The sequence below is a fragment of the Diaphorobacter sp. B2A2W2 genome (assembly GCF_056730635.1).
The window spans coordinates 64,253-85,565 of record NZ_JBWZOR010000014.1 but is presented as its reverse complement, the minus strand read 5'-3'; the positions used below and the strand labels follow the sequence as shown (position 1 = coordinate 85,565).

Below are 21,313 nucleotides of genomic sequence, written 5' to 3'. Positions count from 1 at the left end.
GTAAAAATAGCTGGTCGCGCTTGGTGGACGAGCGCTAGAAGCCGTTTTTGCTCTGAAGACCCGTCCACTATCCCGGAAATGCGCGCGCCAGAACCGCCGCCACATCCAGACCGCGTGTGTCAATGGCGCCCGCCACGCGGCCGGCCCCGCTGTCCGCCAGCCGCGTGGCGATGAACGCATCGGCCACGGCCGCGGGGGCCTGCTGGCGCAGCAGGCAGGCCTGGGCCAGCAGCACCAGGCGCTGGGTCAGCACGCGGCCCAGGCCTTCCAACTGCTCAGCCGGTGCGGCCAACAGGGCCTGCAGCTCGCGTGCGGCGGCGGCAATGCGCGGCTCGCCCTGCGCCGCGGCGTGCAGCTCGGTCAGCAAAGCGTGTGCGGCCTCGGGCTCGCGCTGCAGGGCGCGCAGCACGTCCAGGCACATCACGTTGCCCGAGCCCTCCCAGATGGAGTTGACAGGCGCCTCGCGGAACAGGCGCGCCATCACGCCGTCCTCCACGTAGCCGTTACCGCCCAGCACCTCCATGGTCTCGCCGGTCAGCTCCACCGCGCGCTTGCAGACCCAGAACTTGGCGGCGGGCGTCATCACGCGCTTCCAGGCACGCTGGGCGGGCGTGCTGTCGTCCTCGTACGCCTGGGCCAGGCGCATGGCCAGGTGCAGCGCGGCCTCGCTCTCCAGCGCCAGGTCGGCCAGCACCGCGCGCATCAACGGCTGCTCGGCCAGGGCCTTGCCGAAGGCGTGGCGCCGGCGCGCGTAATGGATGGCCTGCACGGTGGCCTGGCGCAGGATGGCGGCGCTGCCCACCACGCAGTTCAGGCGCGTGTAGCTGGCCATCTCGATGATGGTGGGGATGCCCCGGCCTTCCTCGCCCATGAGCAGGCCCCAGGCGTCCTCGAACTCCACCTCGCTGCTGGCGTTGCTGCGGTTGCCCACCTTGTCCTTCAGGCGCTGCACACGCACGGCGTTGCGGCTGCCGTCCGGGCGCCAGCGCGGCACGTAGAAGCAGGCGAACGGGCCGCCCTCGCCGGTGCGCGCCACCACCAGGTGCGCATCGCACTGAGGCGCCGAGAAGAACCACTTGTGTCCGCGCAGCCGGTATTCGCCGCCGCGCCCGCCCGTGCCGATGGGTGTCGCCACGGTGGTGTTGGCGCGCACGTCCGATCCGCCCTGCTTCTCGGTCATGCCCATGCCCAGCCAGATGCTGGCCTTGTCCGCCACGGGCAGGTCGCGCGGGTCGTAGGCGGTGCTGTAGAGCCGGGACTGTAGCGACTGCCACAGCGCGGGCTCCTTGCGCAGCAGCGGGATGGCGGCCTGCGTCATCGTGGCGGGGCACAGCGTGCCCTGTTCCACCTGGCCGTGCAGGTAAAAGCCCGCCGCCCATGCGGCCCAGCGGCCCGGTCGCTCGTCCTGGAAGGGCCGGGAGATCAGCCCCTCGCCGCGGTACAGCGCCAGGAGCTGGTGCCACGCGGGGTGGAACTCCAGCGCGTCGATGCGCCGCCCGCGCGTGTCAAAGCGCTGCAACTGCGGCGTGTGGCGGTTGGCCTGGTCGGCCAGGGCGTAGGTCTCGGCCATGCCCAGCCGTGCGGCGTAGGCGTCGAGCGCCGGGCGCGCCCAGTGGGCGCCCGCACGCTCCAGCGCCTCGCACAGCGCTGCGTCGGTGGCCAGCGGGTGGTAGTCGTTCAGCTCGGGGTATTGGTTGAAGACCTGGTGGGTGGTCCAGTCCATGGTGCGTGGCCTCCGTGTTGTCGTGGGACCAGTCTAGGAGCCTTGCGCCGTCCGGGTAAGAGGGTGAGCGCGAAAGAGGGCGACGTTCAAAGCCAAATAGGCCCATAGCGCCCAACTGGCAAGCGCGAACAGCTATGAAAACAGGAGTTCTCTCAGCGCAGCACGCGGCAGTTGCCGAACTCGCAGCGGATCGCCAGCGCGTCGCCGTTGCTGCACGGCACGCTGTAGGTCTCAAAGCCCGGCCCCTTGGCGGCGAGCGCGGCCACGGGCTGGGCATGGCAGGCTTGCTCGCGTGCCAGGCGCTCGGCGCTGTAGGCATCGGCGCCCGAGGGGCGCGGCGGCGCCGCCGGTGCCACGGGCACGGACGGCGCGGCGCCCGGCTGCGGCCCGGCCACTGCCAGCGGGCTGATGCGGTGGCCCCGCACGGCCATGCAGTGCGCGACCAGCTGGCGCCGCCGCTCCAGCGCCTGCAGTCCCTGCGAGCCGCCCGCGAGTGCGCCGCCCGTGAGAGCCCAGTCGCGCACGCCGGTGTCGCTGCGCCCGAGTCCCCAGGCGAGAAACGCCGCCACCAGCGCGCCCTGGACCACGGCGTCCAGCGTCTCGCTGAGCACGCCCACCTGCTGCGCGCGGTCGCGGCAGTCCTGCAGGTCGGCGTCGTAACGGGCGCGCGCATCGAGGGCGGGGTCGGGCGCCACCGGGGGCGGGGGTGGCGTGGCGCAGCCGGTGACGGCAAGGCACGCGGCCACGCACAGGGCCAGCGTGGCGGTGGCCCGGCGGGGAGTTGCCGGGAAAGAAGTGCGGGGGCTAGGTTGCATGTCGCCGGGTCCTCTCAGTCGGTGGCTGGGCGCATGCGGCGTGCGCTCTAGGCGGCTTCGGTCTGGAACAGCCGGCGCGTACCCACCGGCGCCACGGCGCGCGCAATGGCGCCGATGTGGTCCGGCGTGGTGCCGCAGCAGCCGCCCACGATGTTGACCAGGCCCTCGGCGGCGAATTCGTGCACCAGGCGGCTGGTGACCTCGGGCGTCTCGTCGAAACCCGTGTCGCTCATCGGGTTGGGCAGGCCGGCGTTGGGGTAGCAACTGATGAAGGTGTCGGGCGCGGCGCGGTTGAGCTCCTGGATGTAGGGGCGCATCAGCGCCGCGCCCAGCGCGCAGTTCAGGCCGATGGACAGCGGCCGCGCGTGGCGCACGCTGTGCCAGAAAGCCGTCACCGTCTGGCCCGAGAGGATGCGGCCGGACGCATCCGTCACCGTGCCGCTGATCATGATGGGCAGGCACTCGCCGGTTTCCTCGAACACCTCGTCGATGGCGAACAGCGCGGCCTTGGCGTTCAGCGTGTCGAAGATGGTCTCGACCAGCAGCACGTCGGCGCCGCCCTCGATCAGGCCGCGCGCCTGCTCGTGGTAGGCCGCGCGCAGTTGCTCGAAGGTGATGTTGCGCGCGCCGGGGTCGTTCACGTCGGGGCTGATGCTGGCCGTCTTGGGCGTGGGGCCGAGGGCGCCGGCGACGAAGCGCGGCTTGTCGGGCGTGCTGAATTTGTCGCAGGCCGCGCGCGCGAGCTTGGCGCTCTCCAGGTTCATCTCGTAGGCCAGCTCGGCTAGCCCATAGTCGTCCTGCGCGATCGAGGTCGCGCCGAAGGTGTTGGTCTCGATCAGATCGGCGCCGGCCGCGAGATACCCTTCATGGATGTCGCGGATCACGTCGGGGCGCGTGAGGCTCAGCAGCTCGTTGTTGCCCTTCACGTCGCGCGCAAAGTCCTTGAAGCGCTCGCCCCGGTACTGCGCCTCGGTCAGCTTGAAGCGCTGGATCATCGTGCCCATGGCGCCGTCGAGGATGGCGATGCGTTGTTCCAGGATGGCGGGCAGCGCTTGCGCGCGGGTGTAGTGGGGCAGGGTCATGGGGCCGATTGTAGGAAGCCGGCGCCGCCCGCGGTGGCGGGCGCACAATAACGGGCTTTGCGCCATGGTGGGGCCCTCCGCATGGCCGCGTTTTATAGGCCAAAAGTGCCTCTAGCGCTTATCCAATAAGCGCTGACAGCTATCAAAAAGAGAGTCCACCGGTTTGTCCCCCGCGCATTTCGTCCTGCACGACGTCTTTGGCTTCGAGCAGTTCCGTGGCCCGCAGCAGGCCATCATTGACCATGTGATCGCCGGCGGCGACGCGCTGGTGCTGATGCCCACGGGCGGCGGCAAGAGCCTGTGCTACCAGGTGCCGGCCATCGTGCGGCGCGATGCGGGGCTGGGCGTGACGGTGGTGGTCTCGCCGCTCATTGCGTTGATGCACGACCAGGTGGGTGCGCTGCACGAGGCGGGGGTGGAGGCGGCCTTCCTCAACTCCACGCTGGACTGGCAGCAGACGCAGGACGTGGAGCGGCGCCTGGCGCGCGGCGAGATCACGCTGCTGTACGCCGCGCCCGAGCGCGTGACCACCGACCGCTTTCTCATGCTGCTGGACGGTCTGCATGCGCGCGGGCAGCTCGGGCTGTTCGCCATCGACGAGGCGCACTGCGTGAGCCAGTGGGGCCACGACTTCCGGCCCGAGTACCGCCAGCTCGCGGTGCTGCACGAGCGCTATGCGGGCGTGCCGCGCATTGCCCTCACGGCCACGGCGGACGCGCTCACGCGCGAGGACATCGTGCAGGGCCTGCGGCTGCAGCAGGCGCGGCAGTTCGTCAGCAGCTTCGACCGGCCCAACATCCGTTACCGCATCGAGGAAAAGAAGGAGCCGCTCACGCAGCTCATGCGCTTCATCGACCGCGAGCACCTGGGCGAGGCCGGCGTGGTCTATTGCCAGTCCCGCAAGCGCGTGGAGGAACTGGCCCAGGCGCTGTGCGATGCGGGCCTGACGGCGCTGCCCTACCACGCGGGCCTGCCCGCCGAGGTGCGCCAGCAGAACCAGGACCGCTTCCTGCGCGAGGACGGCATCGTGATGGTGGCCACCATCGCCTTCGGCATGGGCATCGACAAGCCCGACGTGCGCTTTGTGGCCCATGTGGACATGCCCAAGAACATTGAAGGCTATTACCAGGAAACCGGCCGCGCGGGCCGCGATGGGCTGAACGCCGACGCCTGGATGGCCTACGGCCTGCAGGACGTGGTGAACCAGCGCCGCATGATCGACGAGAGCCCTGCAGGCGAAGAGTTCAAGGCCGTGATGCGCGGCAAGCTGGATGCGCTGCTGGCCCTGGCCGAGGCCACGGACTGCCGGCGCGTGCGGCTGCTGGGCTACTTCGGCGAGGCGTCCGAACCCTGTGGCAATTGCGACAACTGCCTGAACCCGCCGGCCGTGTGGGACGGCACGGATGCCGCGCGCAAGCTCCTGTCCACCATCTACCGTGTGCACGAGGCCAGCGGCCTGACCTTCGGCACGGGCCACATCATGGACATCCTGCGCGGCAAGGCCACGGACAAGGTCCAGCAGTTCGGCCATGAAAAACTCTCCACCTTCGGCCTGGGCGCACAGTATTCCGAGGCGCAGCTGCGCGGCGTGCTGCGCCAGTTGCTGGCCGCCGGCGCCGTGGGGCTGCACAAGGTCACGACCGAGGGCGGCCACAGCTTTGACACGCTGGCGCTGACCGAGGGATCGCGCCCCGTGCTGCGCGGCGAACAGAGCGTGCTGCTGCGCGAAACCACGGCCGCAGCCGGGCCGAAGAAGCCGCGCCGCGCCAGCGCCCCGCCGGTGGCAGCGGCCAACCTGGGACAGGACGCCCAGGTGCGCTTCATCAACCTCAAGGCCTGGCGCGCCGAGGTGGCGCGCGAGCACAACCTGCCGGCCTACGTGATCTTCCACGACGCCACGCTGGCCGCCATTGCCGAGCGCAACCCGTCCACGCTGGAGGATCTGCAGGGCATCAGCGGCATGGGTGCGAAAAAGCTGGAGGCGTACGGCGCCGAAGTGCTGCGGGTGTGCGGCGCCGGGGCCGCGGCCGGCTGATCAGGCGCACCGCAGGCTGGTGGGCAGCGGCCACTGCGTGGGCGGCGCCGTCCGGGCCCAGGGCACGCTGGCGGGCGTGCTGCATTCCTGCAGCACCCATTGGCGCACGCCTTGTGCGGCCAGGTCTTCGGCCAGCGCCTGCAGGGCCGCCGTGTCGAACAGTCCCGCGTGCCAGGTGGTGCGGCACTCGTAATCCACACCGCTGGCCTGCACGCAGCGCAGCGACTCCCAGGCGCGGTCGCCACTGCCCGGCGTGCGGGTGATGGCGTCGTAATGTGCCGGCGGCCCCTTGATGTCCAGGCCCACCCAGTCCAGCAGCGGCAACAGGGCCTGCAGCCGCTCGGGGTACATGCCGGCCGTGTGCAGGCCGGTGGCAAAGCCCAGGGCGCGTACGCGCGCGAGGGCGTCGGGCAGGGCGGCCTGCAGCGTGGGCTCGCCGCCCGAGAACACCACGCCGTCCAGCAGGCCGCGGCGCGTGTGCAGCAGTTGCTCCACTTCGCTCCAGCGGTGCGGCGCGGGTGCGGCCGCGTCCAGCAGCCCGGCGTTGTGGCAATAGCCGCAGCGCCAGGGGCAGCCCTGGCAGAACACCACGGCGGCCAGCCTGCCCGGAAAGTCGATGGTGGTCAGCGGCGTGATGCCACCGATGCGCAGCGCCTCGGCGGCGGTGTGGCTGGTCCTAGCAGGCACGGCCCGGCTCGGCGAAGAACTGGCGTTCGTTATGTTCGCCCTGCTTGCCGGTGTTGAAGCTGGCTACGGGGCGGTGGTAGCCCATGACGCGCGTCCAGACCTCGCAGGGCTGGCGCTCGGCGTCGGTCAGCTGCACGGCGGTGGCCAGGGCGGTGTTCTCGGTGGCGGAAAAGTGGGTCATGACAAACTCCTGGGTTGGTGGTGGAAGAACTTCAAAAACAATAGCTGTTGGCGCTTGCTACATAAGCGCTAGAGGCTGATTTCATTCAAATCACGCCGCCAGCCGCGCGCGCTTGGCGGCCAGGCGCTCCTCGTCGCAGCGCGGGCAGAACGGGTGTTCGCCCGCGAGGTAGCCGTGCGTGGGGCAGATGGAGAAGGTGGGCGTGACGGTGATGTAGGGCAGGCGGAATTGGGTGAGCGCCCGTTTCACCAGCTCGCGGCAGGCAGCGCCGCTGGAGATGCGCTCGCCCATGTACAGGTGCAGCACCGTGCCGCCGGTGTACTTGCCTTGCAGCGCCTCTTGCCGCTGCAGCGCCTCGAACGGGTCGTCGGTGAAGCCCACGGGCAACTGCGACGAGTTGGTGTAGTACGGCTGCGCCTCGGTGCCGGCTTGCAGGATGGCGGGCCAGCGCTTCTTGTCTTCTTTGGCAAAGCGGTAGGTGGTGCCTTCGGCGGGCGTGGCTTCCAGGTTGTAGAGGTGGCCGGTCTCTTCCTGGAACTGCACGATGCGCGCGCGCACATGGTCCAGCAGGCGCAGGGCGAACTGGTGACCCCAGTCGCTGGTGATGTCGTGCGCGCCGCCGGTGAAGTTGCGCACCATCTCGTTGATGCCGTTCACGCCCAGCGTGCTGAAGTGGTTGCGCAGCGTGCCCAGGTAGCGCTTGGTGTACGGGAACAGGCCCTGGTCCATCAGGCGCTGGATGAGCTTGCGCTTGACCTCCAGGCTCTGCTTGCCCAGTTCCAGCAGGCGGTCCAGCGCCGCCAGCAGGGCCGCCTCGTCGCCCGCGTGCAGATAGCCCAGGCGTGCGCAGTTGACGGTGACCACGCCCAGGCTGCCGGTCTGCTCGGCGCTGCCGAACAGGCCGTTGCCGCGCTTGAGCAGCTCGCGCAGGTCCAGCTGCAGCCGGCAGCACATGGAGCGCACCATGTTCGGCGACAGCTCGGAGTTGATGAAGTTCTGGAAGTACGGCAGGCCGTACTTGGCCGTCATGTCGAACAGGGCGACGGCGTTCTCACTCTCCCACGGAAAATCGGGCGTGATGTTGTAGGTGGGGATGGGGAAGGTGAACACGCGGCCCTTGGCATCGCCCGTGGTCATCACGTCGATGTAGGCGCGGTTGATGACGTCCATCTCGGCCTGCAGCTCGCCGTAGCAAAACGGCATCTCCACGCCGCCGATCACCGGCACCTGCTCGCGCAGATCCTCGGGGCAGGTCCAGTCGAAGGTGAGGTTGGTGAACGGCGTCTGCGTGCCCCAGCGCGAGGGCACGTTGAGGTTGTAGACCAGCTCCTGGATGCACTGGCGCACGGCGGCATAGTCCATGCCGTCCTTGCGCACGAAGGGCGCCATGTAGGTGTCGAACGACGAGAACGCCTGCGCGCCGGCCCATTCGTTCTGCAGCGTACCGAGGAAGTTCACGATCTGCCCGACGGCGGAGCTCATGTGCTTCGGGGGCCCCGCCTCCACCTTGCCCGGCACGCCGTTCAGCCCCTCATGCAGCAGCGTGCGCAGCGACCAGCCCGCGCAGTAGCCGCTGAGCATGTCGAGGTCGTGGATATGGATGTCGCCATTGCGGTGCGCCTCGCCGATCTCGGGTGCGTAGACGTGCGAGAGCCAGTAGTTGGCCGTCACCTTGCCTGCCACGTTCAGGATCAGCCCGCCCAGCGAGTAGCCCTGGTTGGCGTTGGCGTTCACACGCCAATCGGCGCGCGTGAGGTACTCGTTGATGGAGCTTTCCACATGCACCAGCGTCTGCCGGTCGGCGCGCAGGGTGGCATGGCGCTGGCGGTAGGCCATGTAGGCGCGCGCGGTCTGCAGATGGTTGGCGGCGATCAGCGTCTGCTCCACCACGTCCTGGATCTGCTCGATGGTCGGTGCCTCGCCATGGAAGCGGTGGATCAGCACCTTGGTGGCCTGCGCCGTGAGCAGACGGGCCTCGTCCTCGCCGAACTCGCCCGTGGCCTGGCCGGCCCGGGCGATGGCCGACTGGATGCGCACAGCATCGAAAGGCGTGCGCTCGCCGTTGCGTTGGATGACGTCGCGCGGCAGGCTGGCGACGATCGGAGATGGTGGTGTCATGGCAACCCTTAAAACACTACATATAGTGTTCACCATACCTATCAAACACTATAGGTAGTTTGATCAGGCACAAACCGCAGGGCAGAAAAGGGCCTGTGCAGAGGGGGGTGCGGTGCGCGGCTTGTGGCCCGCGTGCCACGGGGTGGGGCCGCAGCAGGCCCGCACCCAAGAGGCTGGGCGGGGGATCGGGGCGCCGTGGAGGGTTTGACGCCTTTTGGCCTTCTGGCGCTGGAGGGGTAAGCGCTGGAAGCTATAAAAACAGTAGCAACCGGGTTGCGTGCGGCGCGACGCGTGTCAGGCCAACTCGACGCCGGCCTGCGCATTGCGCACAAAGGCCTCGAACGCGGCGGGCTCCAGCGGCCGGCTGTACCAGTAGCCTTGCATTTCGTCGCAGCCGCAGGCCTGCAGCAACGCGGCCTGCTCGGCCGTCTCCACGCCTTCGGCAATGGTGGCCATGCGCAGGCTGTGGGCCATCTTGATGATGGCCGTCACGATGGCCTGGTCGCTGGCCTGGTGGGCGAGTTCGCGCACGAAGGACTGGTCGATCTTGAGTTTGTCGATGGCGTAGCGCTTGAGGTAGCTCATGGAGGAATAGCCCGTGCCGAAGTCGTCCAGCGCCACGCGAAAGCCCACCTCATGCAGGCGGCGGATGGTGGTCTCGGCCTGTTCCGGGTTTTTCAGCGCGACGGCCTCGGTCAGCTCCACCTCGATGCGCTGGGGTGAAACGTCCATGCGCTGCAGGATGCGCACCAGCTCCTCGACGAAGTGCGGCCGCGCGAACTGCGCAGCCGATACGTTCACCGCCACCACCAGCGGCGGCAGGCCCGCGGCATCCCAGGCGCGCAACTGCTGCGCCACTTGCTCCACCACCCAGAAATCGATGGCCACGATGGAGCCACTTTGCTCGGCGATCGGGATGAACTCGGCCGGAGACACCAGCCCCCAGCGCGGATGGCGCCAGCGCAGCAGGGCCTCGGCGCCTGCCAGTGCGCCGCTGCCCAGCGTGCGCTGGGGCTGGAACACCAGGAACAGCTCGCCGCGGTGCGCCGCGTCCTTGAGGCCGGCGGCCAGCTCCAGCGAACGTTGCGTGTGCGCCTGCATCTCGGGTGCGAAGAAGCGCAGCCCGTTGCGCCCGTCCTGCTTGACGCGGTACATCGCCACTTCCGCGGCGGACGCCAAGGTGCTGGCGGTGCGCGCGTCGTCGGGGTAGACGGCGATGCCGGCCGACGCGCTGACAGATACGGCATGGCCGTGGATCTGCAGTGTGGTCTGCAGCTGCGCCAGCGCATCCTGCGCCAGCAGCGCCACCGCCGCCTGGTCCGCCAGGGGCACGATGGCCGTGAAAGCGTCGCCCGAATAGCGCGCCACGGGAATGTGCGGCGCCAGGCAGGCGCGCAGCCGGTTGCCCATCTCCAACAGCAGTTCGTCACCGGCCGCGTGGCCCAGGGTTTCGTTCACCAGCTTGAAGTTGTCCAGGTCGAACCACAGCACCGACACCCGTTCGTGGCTTGCGTCGGCGCGGTCGATGGCTTGCGTCAACTGTTCGTCGAAGGCTTTCTTGTTGAGCAGGCCGGTCAGCGTGTCGTAGTTGGAGAGGGCGCGGATGCGCTCCTCCGCCTCGCGCCGCTGCGTGATGTCCTCCATGTGCGCGACGTAATGCGTCACTTCGCCGAACACGTCGCGAACGGGGTAAAGCGAAGCGTTTTCCGTATAGACCTGTCCGTTCTTGCGGCGGTTGATGAGTTCCCCCTGCCAGGGCAGGCCGCGCGGCAGCTTGGTCCACATATCGGCATAGGTGGTCCGCGGCGTCAGTCCCGACTGCAGTACGCGCGGGTTGCGGCCCAACACCTCTTGTGCGCCGTAGCCGCTGACTTCGCTGAAGGCCTTGTTGACGTAGACGATGCTGGCGTCGATGTCGGTGATGACCACCGGACTGGGGCTCTGGTCCAGCGCCTCCGACAGGCGGTGGATGACGGCCTCCTGGCGGCGCTGGGCCGTGTGCTTCCAGAGGGCGTCGGCCACGGTCTGTAGCGCCTGTGCGTCGCGTGGGTGATAGTCCCGCGCCTTGCCGGCCACGCCCAGCAGCAGGCGCGGCCTGCCGCCTTCCACCACGGGCACGCAAGCCCAGCGGGCCGTCGCGCCGCCCGGTGCGCGCCAAGCCGCCGCATCGTGCGGCGCGTTCGTCACCACGGCGCGGCGTTCGCGCAGGGCGGTTTCCCACGGCGGCATGTCGGGCGGGGCGTTCTCGTGCGAGCAGGCGGCCAGCGAGGTGCCGCGTGCGTCGTCGTGCACGAAGTACAGCACGGCCAGCGCGCTGCCGGTCAGGGTCTGGGCATGCGCCAGGCCGCGCCGCAGCAGGTCTGCCTCGGGCTGGTGGATGTCGTGCTGCTGCAGGTCCAGCAGGGCGGCGTTCAGGCCGGCCTCGGAGTGAATGCGCTCCTCGTTCTCCACGGTGGGCGTGATGTCGCGCGACAGCATCAGGAAGGTGTCTGGCTGGCCCGCGACCGCGGATTTGCGGGAGACGGACAGCTCGAAATGCCGCTCGCCCAGGGGCAGCGGCAACGTGATGCGCTGGCCGCGGCTCATGCCCGTGCGTTCAGCCTCCGCCAGTGCCTCGAAACACTGCGCGGCCGCCGCCGGCGGCAGCGCCTCGTCCAGCGTTTTTCCCAGCAACTGGGGCAGCGGGGTCAGGAGCTTGCTGGTCTCGTTGGCGTGCACCGCGAGGTACGCCCCCTTGCGGTCCACCTCGAACAGCAGGTCGGGCAGCGTGTTCAGCGTGGCGCGCTGCCGGGCCTCGGCGGCGCGCAGGTCCAGGTACGGGATCTGCACCGTTTCCACGAACAGGCCGCGGTACAGGAAGCCATAGGCCAGGATTTTGTAGAAGTGGCCGGCGACGTTGTACACATCGGTCACGTTGGCGTAGAGCGTGAAGAAGATCTCGCTCATGGCCATGGTGAACGATGCCAGCGCCAGGTGCGACAGGCCGAACTCCCGCGCATGGCGCAGTTGCGTGAGAAAGCCCACGCCCGCCAGCACGTACGCGGTTGCCAGCGCGTATTCGAAACGGACCTTGAAGGGCGTGAGCCCTGCCTCGGGCGTGAAGGTGCGGGGCAGCCACTGCGGATGCCCCAGCAGCACAAAGTGCACCGCGCCCACCAGCAACGCCACCCACAACAGCCCCGCGTAGCGTGAGCGGCGGCCCAGCCATTCATTCCAGCGGTGGGGCCATAACGCGGCCCACAGCAGGGCCAGCGCCGCCAGCGCGCGCGCGGCCAGCCAAAAGTTGATGGCCTTTTCCGGGTCGCTGGGGGTCACGAAGTCCGGCATGCCGGCGTAGGACAGGCTGTGGGTCAGGTCCAGCACCGCCACGCCCAGCAGCCCCAGGCCGAGTACCAGCACCCGCCCGTTGGGCCGGTACTTTTGCGTGGCCCAACTGATGCTGAACACCATTGCCGCCACGCCGATGGACACGACCTCCATCGCGGTGTGCAGCGGCAGGTAGCCCGCCATGCCGCGCGCGGCATCCGGCGCGGGCAGGGTCTTCAACAGCCACAGGCTGATCAGCAGCACGGCGAACCAGATGAGGGACTGGCGGAACTCCTGGCGGTGGGCGGGGTGCATCATGTGCGGCGTGGTGGTGGGTCGATGCCAGGGGCGCGTGGACGCGGTACCCGTGCAAATGTAGGCAGACGTTACATCACGGCAGTGATTGTGCGGGCGATCGCCCCACAAAAACGACAAGCCCGCCGGCAGCCGCGGAGGGGCCCGCGCGGCGCAAAAAAAAAGCCGGCACAAGGCCGGCTGAAAAGCAAGGTGCCCCTAAGGCCTTGCCGATGGAAACGTTTTCGAGCTGCAGCGCTCTACAGGTAAGCGCTCACAGCTATGAAAAATAGAGCGAACCTTAATGCGCCAGGGCCTCCTCGGCCTCGATGCGCGGGTAAAAGTCGCGGTTTTCGCGCTGCATGCGTTCGTACACATGGCGCAGCACGGTGTTGGCATCTGCACGGAAACCCTCGGCGTCCGTGCGCACGCGCTCCGGCGTGTTCCAGCGCCGTGCGAAGTCCATGTACGCCGCGGCAATCGCCCCCATCTCGCGCTGGAACTGTTCGCCCAGGCGTGCCAGTTCCGCGTCGGCGCCTTGGCGCAGCGCGGGGTACAGCAGGCGGTCCTCGACGGCCAGGTGCAGCTTGATGGTGGAACTCATGGCCACGATGCCCTGTGCAATCGCCGTCGCGTTGTGCTCCACGCCGCTGTGTGCCAGCTGGCGCAGGGTGGCGATCTGGCCCAGGATGTCCCGGTGCTCGTGCTTGAAGCGGTCGATGTTCATGGCAGTTCTTCAAAAGGTCCGAGGGCGGGACCGGGCGCGCCGCGCGGCGCACCCGGTATCCGCGATGCGTCAGCGGTTGGCGCCTGCCAGGGCTCCGGTGCTCGGGGCGGCCGGGGCGCGGGGGGCGAACAGCACGCCGCTCACCACCTGCCAGGTCACGCACAGGGCGCCGGTGATGAACACCAGGTCACCGAAGGTACGCACCCAGCGCAGGGTCTCCAGGAACGGCTGCTGCAGGAATTCCTCGCTGCGGGCGTACCACGTACCGTGGGCCACGCTGGCGTGGAACTGGAACAGGCCGATCGGCAGCAGGCTGGTCGCGATCATCAGCACCAGGCCGGCGTTGAGCCACCAGAAGCCGGTCTTCATCAGGCGCTCGTTGAACACCATCTGGGGACGCACGTAGCGCAGCACCAGCAGCGTGAAGCCCAGGGCCAGGAAGCCATACACCCCGAACAGTGCGGCGTGGGCGTGCACCGGCGTGGTGTTCAGACCCTGGATGTAGTACAGCGAGATCGGCGGGTTGATCATGAAGCCGAACACACCGGCGCCCAGCATGTTCCAGAAGGCCACGGCGACGAAGCACATCAGCGGCCACTTCAGGTTCTTCATCCAGGTGGCCTTGTGCTGCAGGCTCCAGTGCTCCCAGGCTTCATGGCCCAGCACCACCAGCGGCACCACTTCCAGCGCGCTGAAGGAGGCACCCACGGCCATCACCGGAGTGGTGGTGCCCGAGAAGTACAGGTGGTGGAAGGTACCGGGCACGCCGCCCAGCATGAACAGCGAGGCAGATGCCAGGCTGGCAGCCGTGGCCATGCGGTAGGACACCAGGCCCAGGGTCGAGAAGATGAAGGCCAGTGCCGTGGTGGCGAACACTTCAAAGAAGCCTTCCACCCACAGGTGCACCACCCACCAGCGCCAGTACTCCATCACCGAGATGTGGGTGCGCTCGCCGTAGAACAGGCCGGTGCCGTAGAACAGGCCGATACACACCACCGAGGAGGTCAGCAGTGCCAGCAGGTTCTTGTCCTGGCCGTTGGGGGCCAGCAGGGCGGGGAAGATGGCGCGGGCCATCAGCACCAGCCAGAAGGCGATGCCGGCGAACTTGCCGATCTGCCAGAGGCGGCCCAGGTCCACGTACTCATAGCCCTGGTGGCCCAGCCAGAAGTTCCACTCGGGCGGCATGATCTGCGCGATGGCGAAGTAGTTGCCGATGAACGAGCCCACGCAGACCACGACCAGTGCCCAGAACAGCACGTCCACGCCGAGCTTCTGGTACTTGGGATCCTTGCCGCCGTTGATCACGGGCGCAAGGAACAGGCCTGCGGCGAGGAAGCCGGTGGCGATCCAGAACAGTGCGGCCTGCAAGTGCCACGTACGCACCAGCGAGTAGGGCAGGTACTGGGAGATTTCCACGCCGTAGAACGTCTGGCCTTCCACCGTGTAGTGCGCGGTGAAGCCACCCAGCAGTACCTGTGCGGTGAACAGCGCCACCACCAGGAACAGGTACTTGCCCAGGGCGCGCTGCGAAGGCGTCAGGGCCACGCGGGAGAGCGGGTCGTGCTGGGGAGGGGTGGGGTCCTGCTCGTCGTGCTTGCGCAGGAAGGCCCAGCCCCACACGAGGAAGCCCACGCCGGCCATCATGACCACCACGCTCATCACCGACCAGACCAGGTTCTCACCGGTGGGCTGGTTGCCGACGAGGGGCTCGTGCGGCCAGTTGTTGGTGTAGGTGGCGCCGGTGCCGCCGTTGTCGGCGGGACGCTCGGTGGAGGCGGCCCAGGAGGTCCAGAAGAAGAAGCCGGCCATCTGCGCGCGGCGCTCGGCGCTGGGCAGGGTGTTCTCCTTCATGGCGTAGCTCTCGCGCGTCTTCTGCAACGAGGGGTCGTTGCTGAACAGCTTGTCGTAGTACTGGGCGGTCATGGCGATGGCCTCGGCGCGCAGCGGCGAGATCACCATCGTGTCCTTGGCCTTGTCGTAGGTGTTGGTGCGGTACTCGGTCTTGAGCCGGTCACGCAGCACTGCCTGCTGGCCCACGTCCAGATCGGCAAACGCCTTGCCATGGTCCTTCTGCGCGGCCAGTTCGAGCCAGGCTGTCAGCTCGCGGTGCAGCCAGTCGGCCGTCCAGTCGGGCGCCTGGTAGGCACCGTGGCCCAGGATCGAGCCGAGCTGCATGCCGCCCACCGACTGCCAGGCGGTCTGGCCGTCGAGGATGCCGTCCTTGGTGTAGAGCGGCTTGTCGCTGCCCTGCACCAGCACCTGCCCCGGGATCGGCGGCGCGGTGCGGTAGACCTCTGCGCCGTAGAAGCCCAGCAGGCTGAAGGTGACAATCAACACGCCTATCAGCGTGTACCAATACTTGGCGTACTTACCCATGTTGGGCCTCCGTCATTGTGTTTATCAAGCGGTGCAGCGGGGCGAAGGGTGGGGGGACTTTCCTTGCGCCCTCGCAAGGGTGCGCGGGCCGGGCCCGGCACACCGTGGGGGAGGGGGAGTAACGATGCATGGTCGAACAGTCGCGGTAAGAGATGCCTCCCCTCTCGCAATCCCTGGGCCAGCGGCGCTGCCATGGAAAATCAAGGGTTTACACCATCGTGGGTAAAATAGACCCATATCAATTTGGGTAAAAAACACCTTTAAAGGGTTTTTATGACCATTGTTGAGGTATCGCCTGCGGCCGCCACCTCTACCCTGCTGCTGTGCGCCGACCTGGGGGCCGAGCTGCCCCAGGCCGTGCGCCTGCAGCGCCTGGTGGACCTGCTGCGCACGCAGTTCGGCTGCGGGGCCGTGGCCCTGCTGCGGCTGGAGGAGGAGCGCCTGCGCCCCGTGGCCGTCACCGGGCTGGTGAGCGACGCCCTGGGCCGGCGTTTCGCCGTAGGCCAGCACCCACGGCTGGCGGCCATCCTCACGCGGCGCGAGGTGACCTGCTTCGAGCACGACAGCCAGTTGCCCGACCCCTACGACGGCCTGCTCGACACGCTGGTGGGCGAGCCGCTGCCCGTGCACGACTGCATGGGCGTGGCCCTGCACGTGGAGGGGCGGCCCTGGGGCGTGCTCACGCTGGATGCCCTGGCCACCGGCACTTTCGGACCCGCCGCGCGCCAGCGGCTGGGCCAGTGGGTGCCGCTGGTGGAGGCCGTGGTGCGCGTGGCGCGGCTGGAGCAGGAACTGCGCACCCTGCGCATGGCCGCCACCGGCCCGGCCGAAGGCGACCTGGCGCTGGCGACGCCCGAGCGCGGCGGCGCCGGCGAGCTGGAGATCGTGGGCGAAAGCCCGGCCCTCAAGCGGCTGCTGCATGAGCTGAGCGTGGTGGCCGCGTCCGAGCTGCCCGTGCTGCTGCTGGGCGAGACCGGCGTGGGCAAGGAGCTGTTCGCGCGGCTGCTGCACCACCAGTCGCCGCGGCGCGCGCGACCGCTGGTGCATGTGAACTGCGCGGCGTTGCCCGAGTCGCTGGCCGAGAGCGAGCTGTTCGGCCACGTGCGCGGCGCGTTCTCGGGCGCGGTGAGTGACCGCGCGGGCCGCTTCGAGGCCGCCGAGGGCGGCACGCTGTTCCTGGACGAGGTGGGGGAGCTGCCCCTGTCCGTGCAGGCCAAGCTGTTGCGCACGCTGCAAAACGGCGAGATCCAGCGCCTGGGCGCCGACCGCCCGCGCAGCGTGCACGTGCGCGTGATTGCGGCGACCAACCGCAACCTGCGCGAGCAGGTGGCCAGCGGGGCCTTCCGCGCCGACCTGTACCACCGCCTCTCGGTCTACCCCGTGCCCATTCCCCCGCTGCGCGAGCGGGGCAACGACGTGCTGGTGCTGGCCGGCCGCTTTTTGGAGCTCAACCGCGCCCGCCTGGGGCTGCGCAGCCTGCGCCTGTCGCCTGACGCGCAGGCCGCGCTGCGCCGCTACCGCTGGCCGGGCAACGTGCGCGAGTTGGAACACGTGATCAGCCGCGCCGCGCTCAAGGCCCTGAGCCGCGGCGTGGACCGCAACGAGATCGTCACGCTGGAGGCCGGCCTGCTGGACCTGGACGCGCTGGACGAACCCGTGGCCACGCCCCGCAGCGATGCCCCCATGGCACCCGCGGCAGGCGGCGCCTTGTCGTTGGCCGCGCCCACGGGCACGCTGCGCGACGCGGTGGATGCCTGCCAGCGCCAGGTCCTGAATGCCGCTCTGGTGGCGCACGGCGGCAACTGGGCGCAGGCCGCGCGCACGCTGGACGTGGACCCCAGCAACCTGCACAAGCTCGCGCGGCGGCTGGGCCTCAAGGGATGAGGCTCCGCGCAGGGTTTTGAAACAAAATTGCCTCTAGCGCTTATCCAGTAAGCGGTAGAAGCTACTAATTGAGTAGCAAAAAGCCTCCCCTCGGGAGGCCGCCACCGTTGGCGCGGGGCTCGCGCTCTGCGACACTGGGGCGCCATGGCCTCCTCCATCGACCCGCCCCGTCCGCCGCTGGCACCCACCGTGCGCGTGCTGGCCGAGGCTGCGCTGCAGCGGCAGAACTGGCTGCTGGCCGCGCCGGCAGCGCCCACCCCGGCGGGCGCCGCGCCAGCAGGCTCCGCGCCGACCGACGCTCCCCCTGTGCCGTTTTCGCCAAACCTGCTGCCGACGGCGCTGCCCCCCATGCCTGCCGTGCCGGCAGGCCGTGAGCGGGTAAGCCTTTCCGATCAGGCACGCCAGGGCCTGCAGGCGATGGCTGGCGGCGCGGTTGCATCGTCCAGGGCAGCGGCCGCATCCCACGGGCCGGCGGCTCTTTCCGCCGATGCCGTGGCCGACGAGGGCGCTTCTGCGCGCGCCGCGGCCATCCCTGCGCCGTGGCCTGCCCAGGGTGTGGGGGCGCCGCTGCTGCGGCTGTTGAATACGCTGGTGCAGCAACTCGGCCCGGCAGGCGGCGCGGCGCCGCGTGTGCTGGCGGCCCAGCCGTGGCCCGCCGGCACCGACCCGGCGGCCGGCGGCACCGGACTGCCGGCTTTGCAGATTGCGCGCGTGGCGCAAGGCATGGTGTACACGCCCGACGGTGCGCGCGGCTTCACGCTCACGCTGCGCCTGCCTGCTGCCGCAATGCCTGCGCTGCCGTCTGCGCCCACCGCGCCAGCGGCCCTGTCGGTGGGCTTTGCCGGACCGCCACAGGCGCTGGCGCCCGGACTGTTCGCGCTGGTGCTGCAAGGCCCGGGCGCCGCGGGCCAGCGCACCAGCGGGTGGCTGTCGCTGGACCTGGCGCCGGCACCCGGTGCGGCCGCCGTGGTGTACGGGCGCGACCCGCTGCAGGCGCGCACCGACCCCTGGCTGGCCCTGGCCGCGCTGCAGGCCAGCGGCCAGTCGCGTGTGCAAGAAAACGACCGTGCGGCCGAGCCCCCCTGCAGCGCGCCCGGCTGCCCCTACGAAGGCCGCGCACCCTGCGTGCAGCCCTTCTGCCTGGCGCTGCGCGTGCAGCCGGCGCCGCTTGCGGCACCGGCGGGGCCTAGCTAGGGCGAAACACCCGATTCCCTTGCCATCGCGACCGCGCCAGCATGGCGCACGACCGTAATCCTTGCCCTCTGGAGTCTTGCCCATGGCCGTCAGCGTTTTCGACTTGTTCAAGATCGGCATCGGGCCGTCCAGTTCGCACACCGTGGGGCCCATGCGCGCTGCGCGGCTGTTCGCGCAGCGGCTGGCGCGCGAGGGGGTGCTGGCGCAGGTGGCGCGCGTGCGCAGCACGCTCTACGGCTCGCTGGGCGCCACGGGGCGCGGGCACGCGAGCGACCGCGCCGTGCTGCTGGGCCTGGCCGGCCATGCGCCGGACACCGTGGAGGTGGACGCCATCGAGCCGCTCATCGCCCGCATCCGCAGCCGGCGCCGCCTGCCGCTGGCCGACGGCCCCGAAGTGGCATTCGACGAGGCGGCCGACCTGCTGCTGGTGCCCGACGTCACGCTGCCACTGCACGCCAACGGCATGCGTTTCGAGGCTTTCGATGCGGCGGGCGGCACGCTGGCCGCACAGGTGTATTACTCGGTGGGCGGCGGCTTCATCGTGAGCGAGCAGGCGGCCGCCGACGCACAGCGCCAGGCCGCCATAGCGCCCGACACCGAGGTGCTGCCGCTGCCCTTTCACAGTGGCGAACAGCTGCTGGCGCAGGCCGCGGCGCAGGGCGGCTCGATCGCGCAGGTGATGCGCCTGAACGAACGCCACTGGCGCACCGACGCCGAGATCGACGCCGGCCTGCTCGCCATCTGGCGCGCCATGCAGGACTGCGTGGCGCGCGGCTGCAGCGTGGGCGGCGTGCTGCCCGGCGGCTTCCAGGTGCGCCGGCGTGCGCCCGCGCTGCACCAGGCGCTGCAGAACGCGCCCGACACCCAGCAGGACCCGCTGCAGGTGATCGACTGGGTGAACCTGTTCGCCCTGGCCGTGAACGAGGAGAACGCCGCCGGCGGGCGCGTGGTCACGGCGCCCACGAACGGTGCGGCGGGCATCGTGCCGGCGGTACTGCATTACTACTGGCGCTTCATTCCCGGCGCTACCGAGGCTGGCGTGGTCGACTTCCTGCTCACGGCTGGCGCCATCGGCATCCTGTACAAGGAGAACGCCTCCATCTCGGGCGCCGAGGTCGGTTGCCAGGGCGAGGTGGGGGTGGCCTGCTCCATGGCCGCGGCGGGTCTGTGCGCCGTGCTGGGCGGCACGCCCGCGCAGGTGGAGAACGCCGCCGAGATCGGCATGGAGCACCACCTGGGCCTGACCTGCGACCCGGTGGGCGGGCTGGTGCAGATCCCGTGCATCGAGCGCAACGCCCTGGCTTCGGTGAAGGCCATCAACGCCGCGCGCATGGCGCTGCATGGCGACGGAACGCACCATGTGAGCCTGGACCAGGTCATCAAGACCATGCGCGAGACCGGCGCGGACATGATGACCAAATACAAGGAGACTTCGCGCGGCGGCCTCGCGGTGAACATCGTGGAGTGCTGACGCGCTACGACCCGTAGCGCCCTGTTTCCCATACCTTTTCGCTTTGCATCCCTGGCCCGCATGCACAACCCCGCTTCGCCCACCGATACACTCCTGCCCGCCCTGGCGCGGCCCGCCATCCAGAGCCTGGGCGGATCGCTGATCCGCGAAGTCGCCAACACCGGCATGGGCCGCGCGGACGTGCTGTCCTTCTGGTTTGGCGAGTCCGATCGGCCCACGCCGCAGTTCATCCGGGATGCGGCGGCGCAGTCGCTCGGTTCGGGCGAGACGTTCTATTCGCAGAATCTGGGCCGGCCCTACCTGCGCGAGGCCATCGCGCAATATCTGTCGGGCCTGCACGGACGCGAGGTGTCCGCCCCGCGCATCGGCGCTGTGGCCTCGGGCGATACCGGGCTGATGCTTACCTGCCAGATGCTGCTGTCGCCGGGCGACCGCGTGGTGGCCGTCACGCCGCTGTGGCCCAACCTGCTGGAGATGCCGCGCATCCTGGGCGCGCAGGTTGAACGCGTGCCACTGGTGGTGCGGGGCGGGCGCTGGACGCTTGCGCTGGATCGGCTGCTGGATGCGCTCACGCCGGGCACGCGCATGCTCATCCTCAATTCACCCAACAACCCCACGGGCTGGACCATCGATGAGGAAAGCCTGGTGGCGATCCTCGCTCACTGCCGGCGCCATGGCATCTGGATCCTGAGCGACGACGTGTACGAGCGTCTGGTATACGACCCGCAGCTGGCCAGCGCACCTTCTTTCCTGCGCCACTACGCACCGGGCGACCGCATCATCTCGGTCAACAGTTGTTCCAAGGCGTGGTGCATGACGGGTTGGCGCGCGGGTTGGATGGTGGTGCCCGAGGCGCTGGAGGCCGACCTGGGCAAGGTCATCGAGTACAACTTTTCCTGCATCTTCGAGCCCGTGCAGCGCGCCGCAACGGTGGCTTTGCAGCAGGGCGAGGCGCATGTGGCGCAGCTGCGCGCGGGCCTCGTGGAAAGCCGCCGGCTGCTAGTGCAAGCGCTGCGTGCCGTGCCGGGTGTGGAAGTGCCCGATGCCGGCGGGGCGATGTACGTGTTCTTCCGCCTAGCGGGCTTTGACGACTCCCTGGCGCTTGCCAAACATCTGGTGAGCGAGGTCGGCTTGGGCCTGGCGCCGGGCGCGGCCTTCGGCCCCGAGGGTGAAGGCTGGCTGCGCTGGTGCCACGCGGTGTCCGATGGGGCCAGACTGCGTGAGGGCGTGGAGCGTCTTGCGCGATTCGTGCAACGTGCCACGGCTTGACAGGCGTGTGCGGCCGGCGGCCGCAGTCACCACGTGTACACGCGTCCCCGCCGTCCTTTCAACCTGCCTAAGCATGGGTTGCTGAATCACGAAGCGTGTCTCCCATGAAACCCTGAGCCGTCGCCGTCAGCCTGCCCTTATCGTGTGGTGA

The 21,313-nt window shown here is 69.2% G+C and carries 14 protein-coding genes; 5 read left to right on the top strand and 9 right to left on the bottom strand.

The features are described from left to right. Positions 1 to 67: 67 nt before the first annotated feature. The 3 genes from AC1PPL_RS18220 to AC1PPL_RS18210 all read right to left on the bottom strand — a co-directional run bounded on the left by AC1PPL_RS18220 (position 68) and on the right by AC1PPL_RS18210 (position 3,620). Positions 68 to 1,723: an isovaleryl-CoA dehydrogenase gene (locus AC1PPL_RS18220; RefSeq protein WP_479973865.1), complete on the bottom strand. Its 1,656-nt coding sequence runs from the start codon at positions 1,721 to 1,723 to the stop codon at positions 68 to 70. A 152-nt stretch (positions 1,724 to 1,875) separates the two neighbouring features. Next, positions 1,876 to 2,538 carry a hypothetical protein gene (locus AC1PPL_RS18215; protein WP_012655209.1) on the bottom strand — a complete coding sequence of 221 codons (663 nt, stop codon included), beginning with the start codon at positions 2,536 to 2,538 and terminating at the stop codon, positions 1,876 to 1,878. 47 nt (positions 2,539 to 2,585) lie between these two features. Beyond that, complete coding sequence (locus tag AC1PPL_RS18210; RefSeq protein ID WP_012655210.1) at positions 2,586 to 3,620, bottom strand: homocysteine S-methyltransferase family protein; 1,035 nt, start codon at positions 3,618 to 3,620, stop codon at positions 2,586 to 2,588. Between the two features lie 163 nt (positions 3,621 to 3,783). Here AC1PPL_RS18210 and recQ point away from each other — a divergent pair, with 163 nt between their 5' ends. After that, entirely contained in the window at positions 3,784 to 5,655 is a 1,872-nt protein-coding gene (recQ, locus tag AC1PPL_RS18205; RefSeq protein ID WP_479973864.1) for a DNA helicase RecQ, read from the top strand. Here recQ and AC1PPL_RS18200 read toward each other — a convergent pair whose 3' ends face one another. The 6 genes from AC1PPL_RS18200 to AC1PPL_RS18175 all read right to left on the bottom strand — a co-directional run bounded on the left by AC1PPL_RS18200 (position 5,656) and on the right by AC1PPL_RS18175 (position 15,344). Next, positions 5,656 to 6,342, bottom strand: a complete 687-nt coding sequence (locus AC1PPL_RS18200) for an anaerobic ribonucleoside-triphosphate reductase activating protein (protein ID WP_479973863.1) — start codon at positions 6,340 to 6,342, stop codon at positions 5,656 to 5,658. Then, the gene (gene nrdD, locus AC1PPL_RS18195; RefSeq protein WP_011803556.1) at positions 6,332 to 6,523 is read right to left on the bottom strand and encodes an anaerobic ribonucleoside-triphosphate reductase; all 192 of its coding nucleotides are present in this window, start codon (positions 6,521 to 6,523) and stop codon (positions 6,332 to 6,334) included. Before nrdD ends, AC1PPL_RS18200 begins: the two co-directional genes overlap by 11 nt. A gap of 90 nt (positions 6,524 to 6,613) precedes the next feature. Then, complete coding sequence (locus AC1PPL_RS18190; protein ID WP_479973862.1) at positions 6,614 to 8,641, bottom strand: ribonucleoside triphosphate reductase; 2,028 nt, start codon at positions 8,639 to 8,641, stop codon at positions 6,614 to 6,616. Positions 8,642 to 8,935: 294 nt separating this feature from the next. Then, positions 8,936 to 12,265: a bifunctional diguanylate cyclase/phosphodiesterase gene (locus AC1PPL_RS18185; protein ID WP_479973861.1), complete on the bottom strand. Its 3,330-nt coding sequence runs from the start codon at positions 12,263 to 12,265 to the stop codon at positions 8,936 to 8,938. A 277-nt stretch (positions 12,266 to 12,542) separates the two neighbouring features. Next, on the bottom strand, positions 12,543 to 12,968 hold the full coding sequence (locus AC1PPL_RS18180; RefSeq protein WP_047350136.1) for a hemerythrin domain-containing protein: 426 nt from the start codon (positions 12,966 to 12,968) through the stop codon (positions 12,543 to 12,545). 69 nt (positions 12,969 to 13,037) lie between these two features. Beyond that, entirely contained in the window at positions 13,038 to 15,344 is a 2,307-nt protein-coding gene (locus AC1PPL_RS18175) for a nitric-oxide reductase large subunit (RefSeq protein WP_312301640.1), read from the bottom strand. Positions 15,345 to 15,617: 273 nt separating this feature from the next. On the opposite strand from AC1PPL_RS18175, the gene norR reads away from it, so the two are divergent. From norR to AC1PPL_RS18155, 4 genes are all read left to right on the top strand, one after another. Next, positions 15,618 to 17,228 carry a nitric oxide reductase transcriptional regulator NorR gene (gene norR / locus AC1PPL_RS18170; RefSeq protein WP_479973860.1) on the top strand — a complete coding sequence of 537 codons (1,611 nt, stop codon included), beginning with the start codon at positions 15,618 to 15,620 and terminating at the stop codon, positions 17,226 to 17,228. 144 nt (positions 17,229 to 17,372) lie between these two features. Continuing rightward, a complete protein-coding gene (locus AC1PPL_RS18165) occupies positions 17,373 to 18,422 on the top strand; it encodes a hypothetical protein (RefSeq protein WP_479973859.1) in 1,050 nt (349 codons plus the stop codon). A gap of 82 nt (positions 18,423 to 18,504) precedes the next feature. Then, positions 18,505 to 19,893, top strand: a complete 1,389-nt coding sequence (locus AC1PPL_RS18160) for an L-serine ammonia-lyase (protein WP_454536437.1) — start codon at positions 18,505 to 18,507, stop codon at positions 19,891 to 19,893. Between the two features lie 60 nt (positions 19,894 to 19,953). After that, the gene (locus AC1PPL_RS18155; protein WP_479973858.1) at positions 19,954 to 21,162 is read left to right on the top strand and encodes a pyridoxal phosphate-dependent aminotransferase; all 1,209 of its coding nucleotides are present in this window, start codon (positions 19,954 to 19,956) and stop codon (positions 21,160 to 21,162) included. The last annotated feature ends 151 nt before the right edge of the window (positions 21,163 to 21,313 follow it).

Coding starts and splice junctions, on each gene's coding strand:
- nrdD (WP_011803556.1), bottom strand. CDS start 6,523: ATGACCCACTTTTCCGCCACCGAGAACACCGCCCTGGCCACCGCCGTG.
- AC1PPL_RS18210 (WP_012655210.1), bottom strand. CDS start 3,620: ATGACCCTGCCCCACTACACCCGCGCGCAAGCGCTGCCCGCCATCCTG.
- AC1PPL_RS18190 (WP_479973862.1), bottom strand. CDS start 8,641: ATGACACCACCATCTCCGATCGTCGCCAGCCTGCCGCGCGACGTCATC.
- AC1PPL_RS18155 (WP_479973858.1), top strand. CDS start 19,954: ATGCACAACCCCGCTTCGCCCACCGATACACTCCTGCCCGCCCTGGCG.
- AC1PPL_RS18160 (WP_454536437.1), top strand. CDS start 18,505: ATGGCCGTCAGCGTTTTCGACTTGTTCAAGATCGGCATCGGGCCGTCC.
- AC1PPL_RS18180 (WP_047350136.1), bottom strand. CDS start 12,968: ATGAACATCGACCGCTTCAAGCACGAGCACCGGGACATCCTGGGCCAG.
- AC1PPL_RS18220 (WP_479973865.1), bottom strand. CDS start 1,723: ATGGACTGGACCACCCACCAGGTCTTCAACCAATACCCCGAGCTGAAC.
- AC1PPL_RS18165 (WP_479973859.1), top strand. CDS start 17,373: ATGGCCTCCTCCATCGACCCGCCCCGTCCGCCGCTGGCACCCACCGTG.
- norR (WP_479973860.1), top strand. CDS start 15,618: ATGACCATTGTTGAGGTATCGCCTGCGGCCGCCACCTCTACCCTGCTG.
- AC1PPL_RS18215 (WP_012655209.1), bottom strand. CDS start 2,538: ATGCAACCTAGCCCCCGCACTTCTTTCCCGGCAACTCCCCGCCGGGCC.
- AC1PPL_RS18175 (WP_312301640.1), bottom strand. CDS start 15,344: ATGGGTAAGTACGCCAAGTATTGGTACACGCTGATAGGCGTGTTGATT.
- AC1PPL_RS18185 (WP_479973861.1), bottom strand. CDS start 12,265: ATGATGCACCCCGCCCACCGCCAGGAGTTCCGCCAGTCCCTCATCTGG.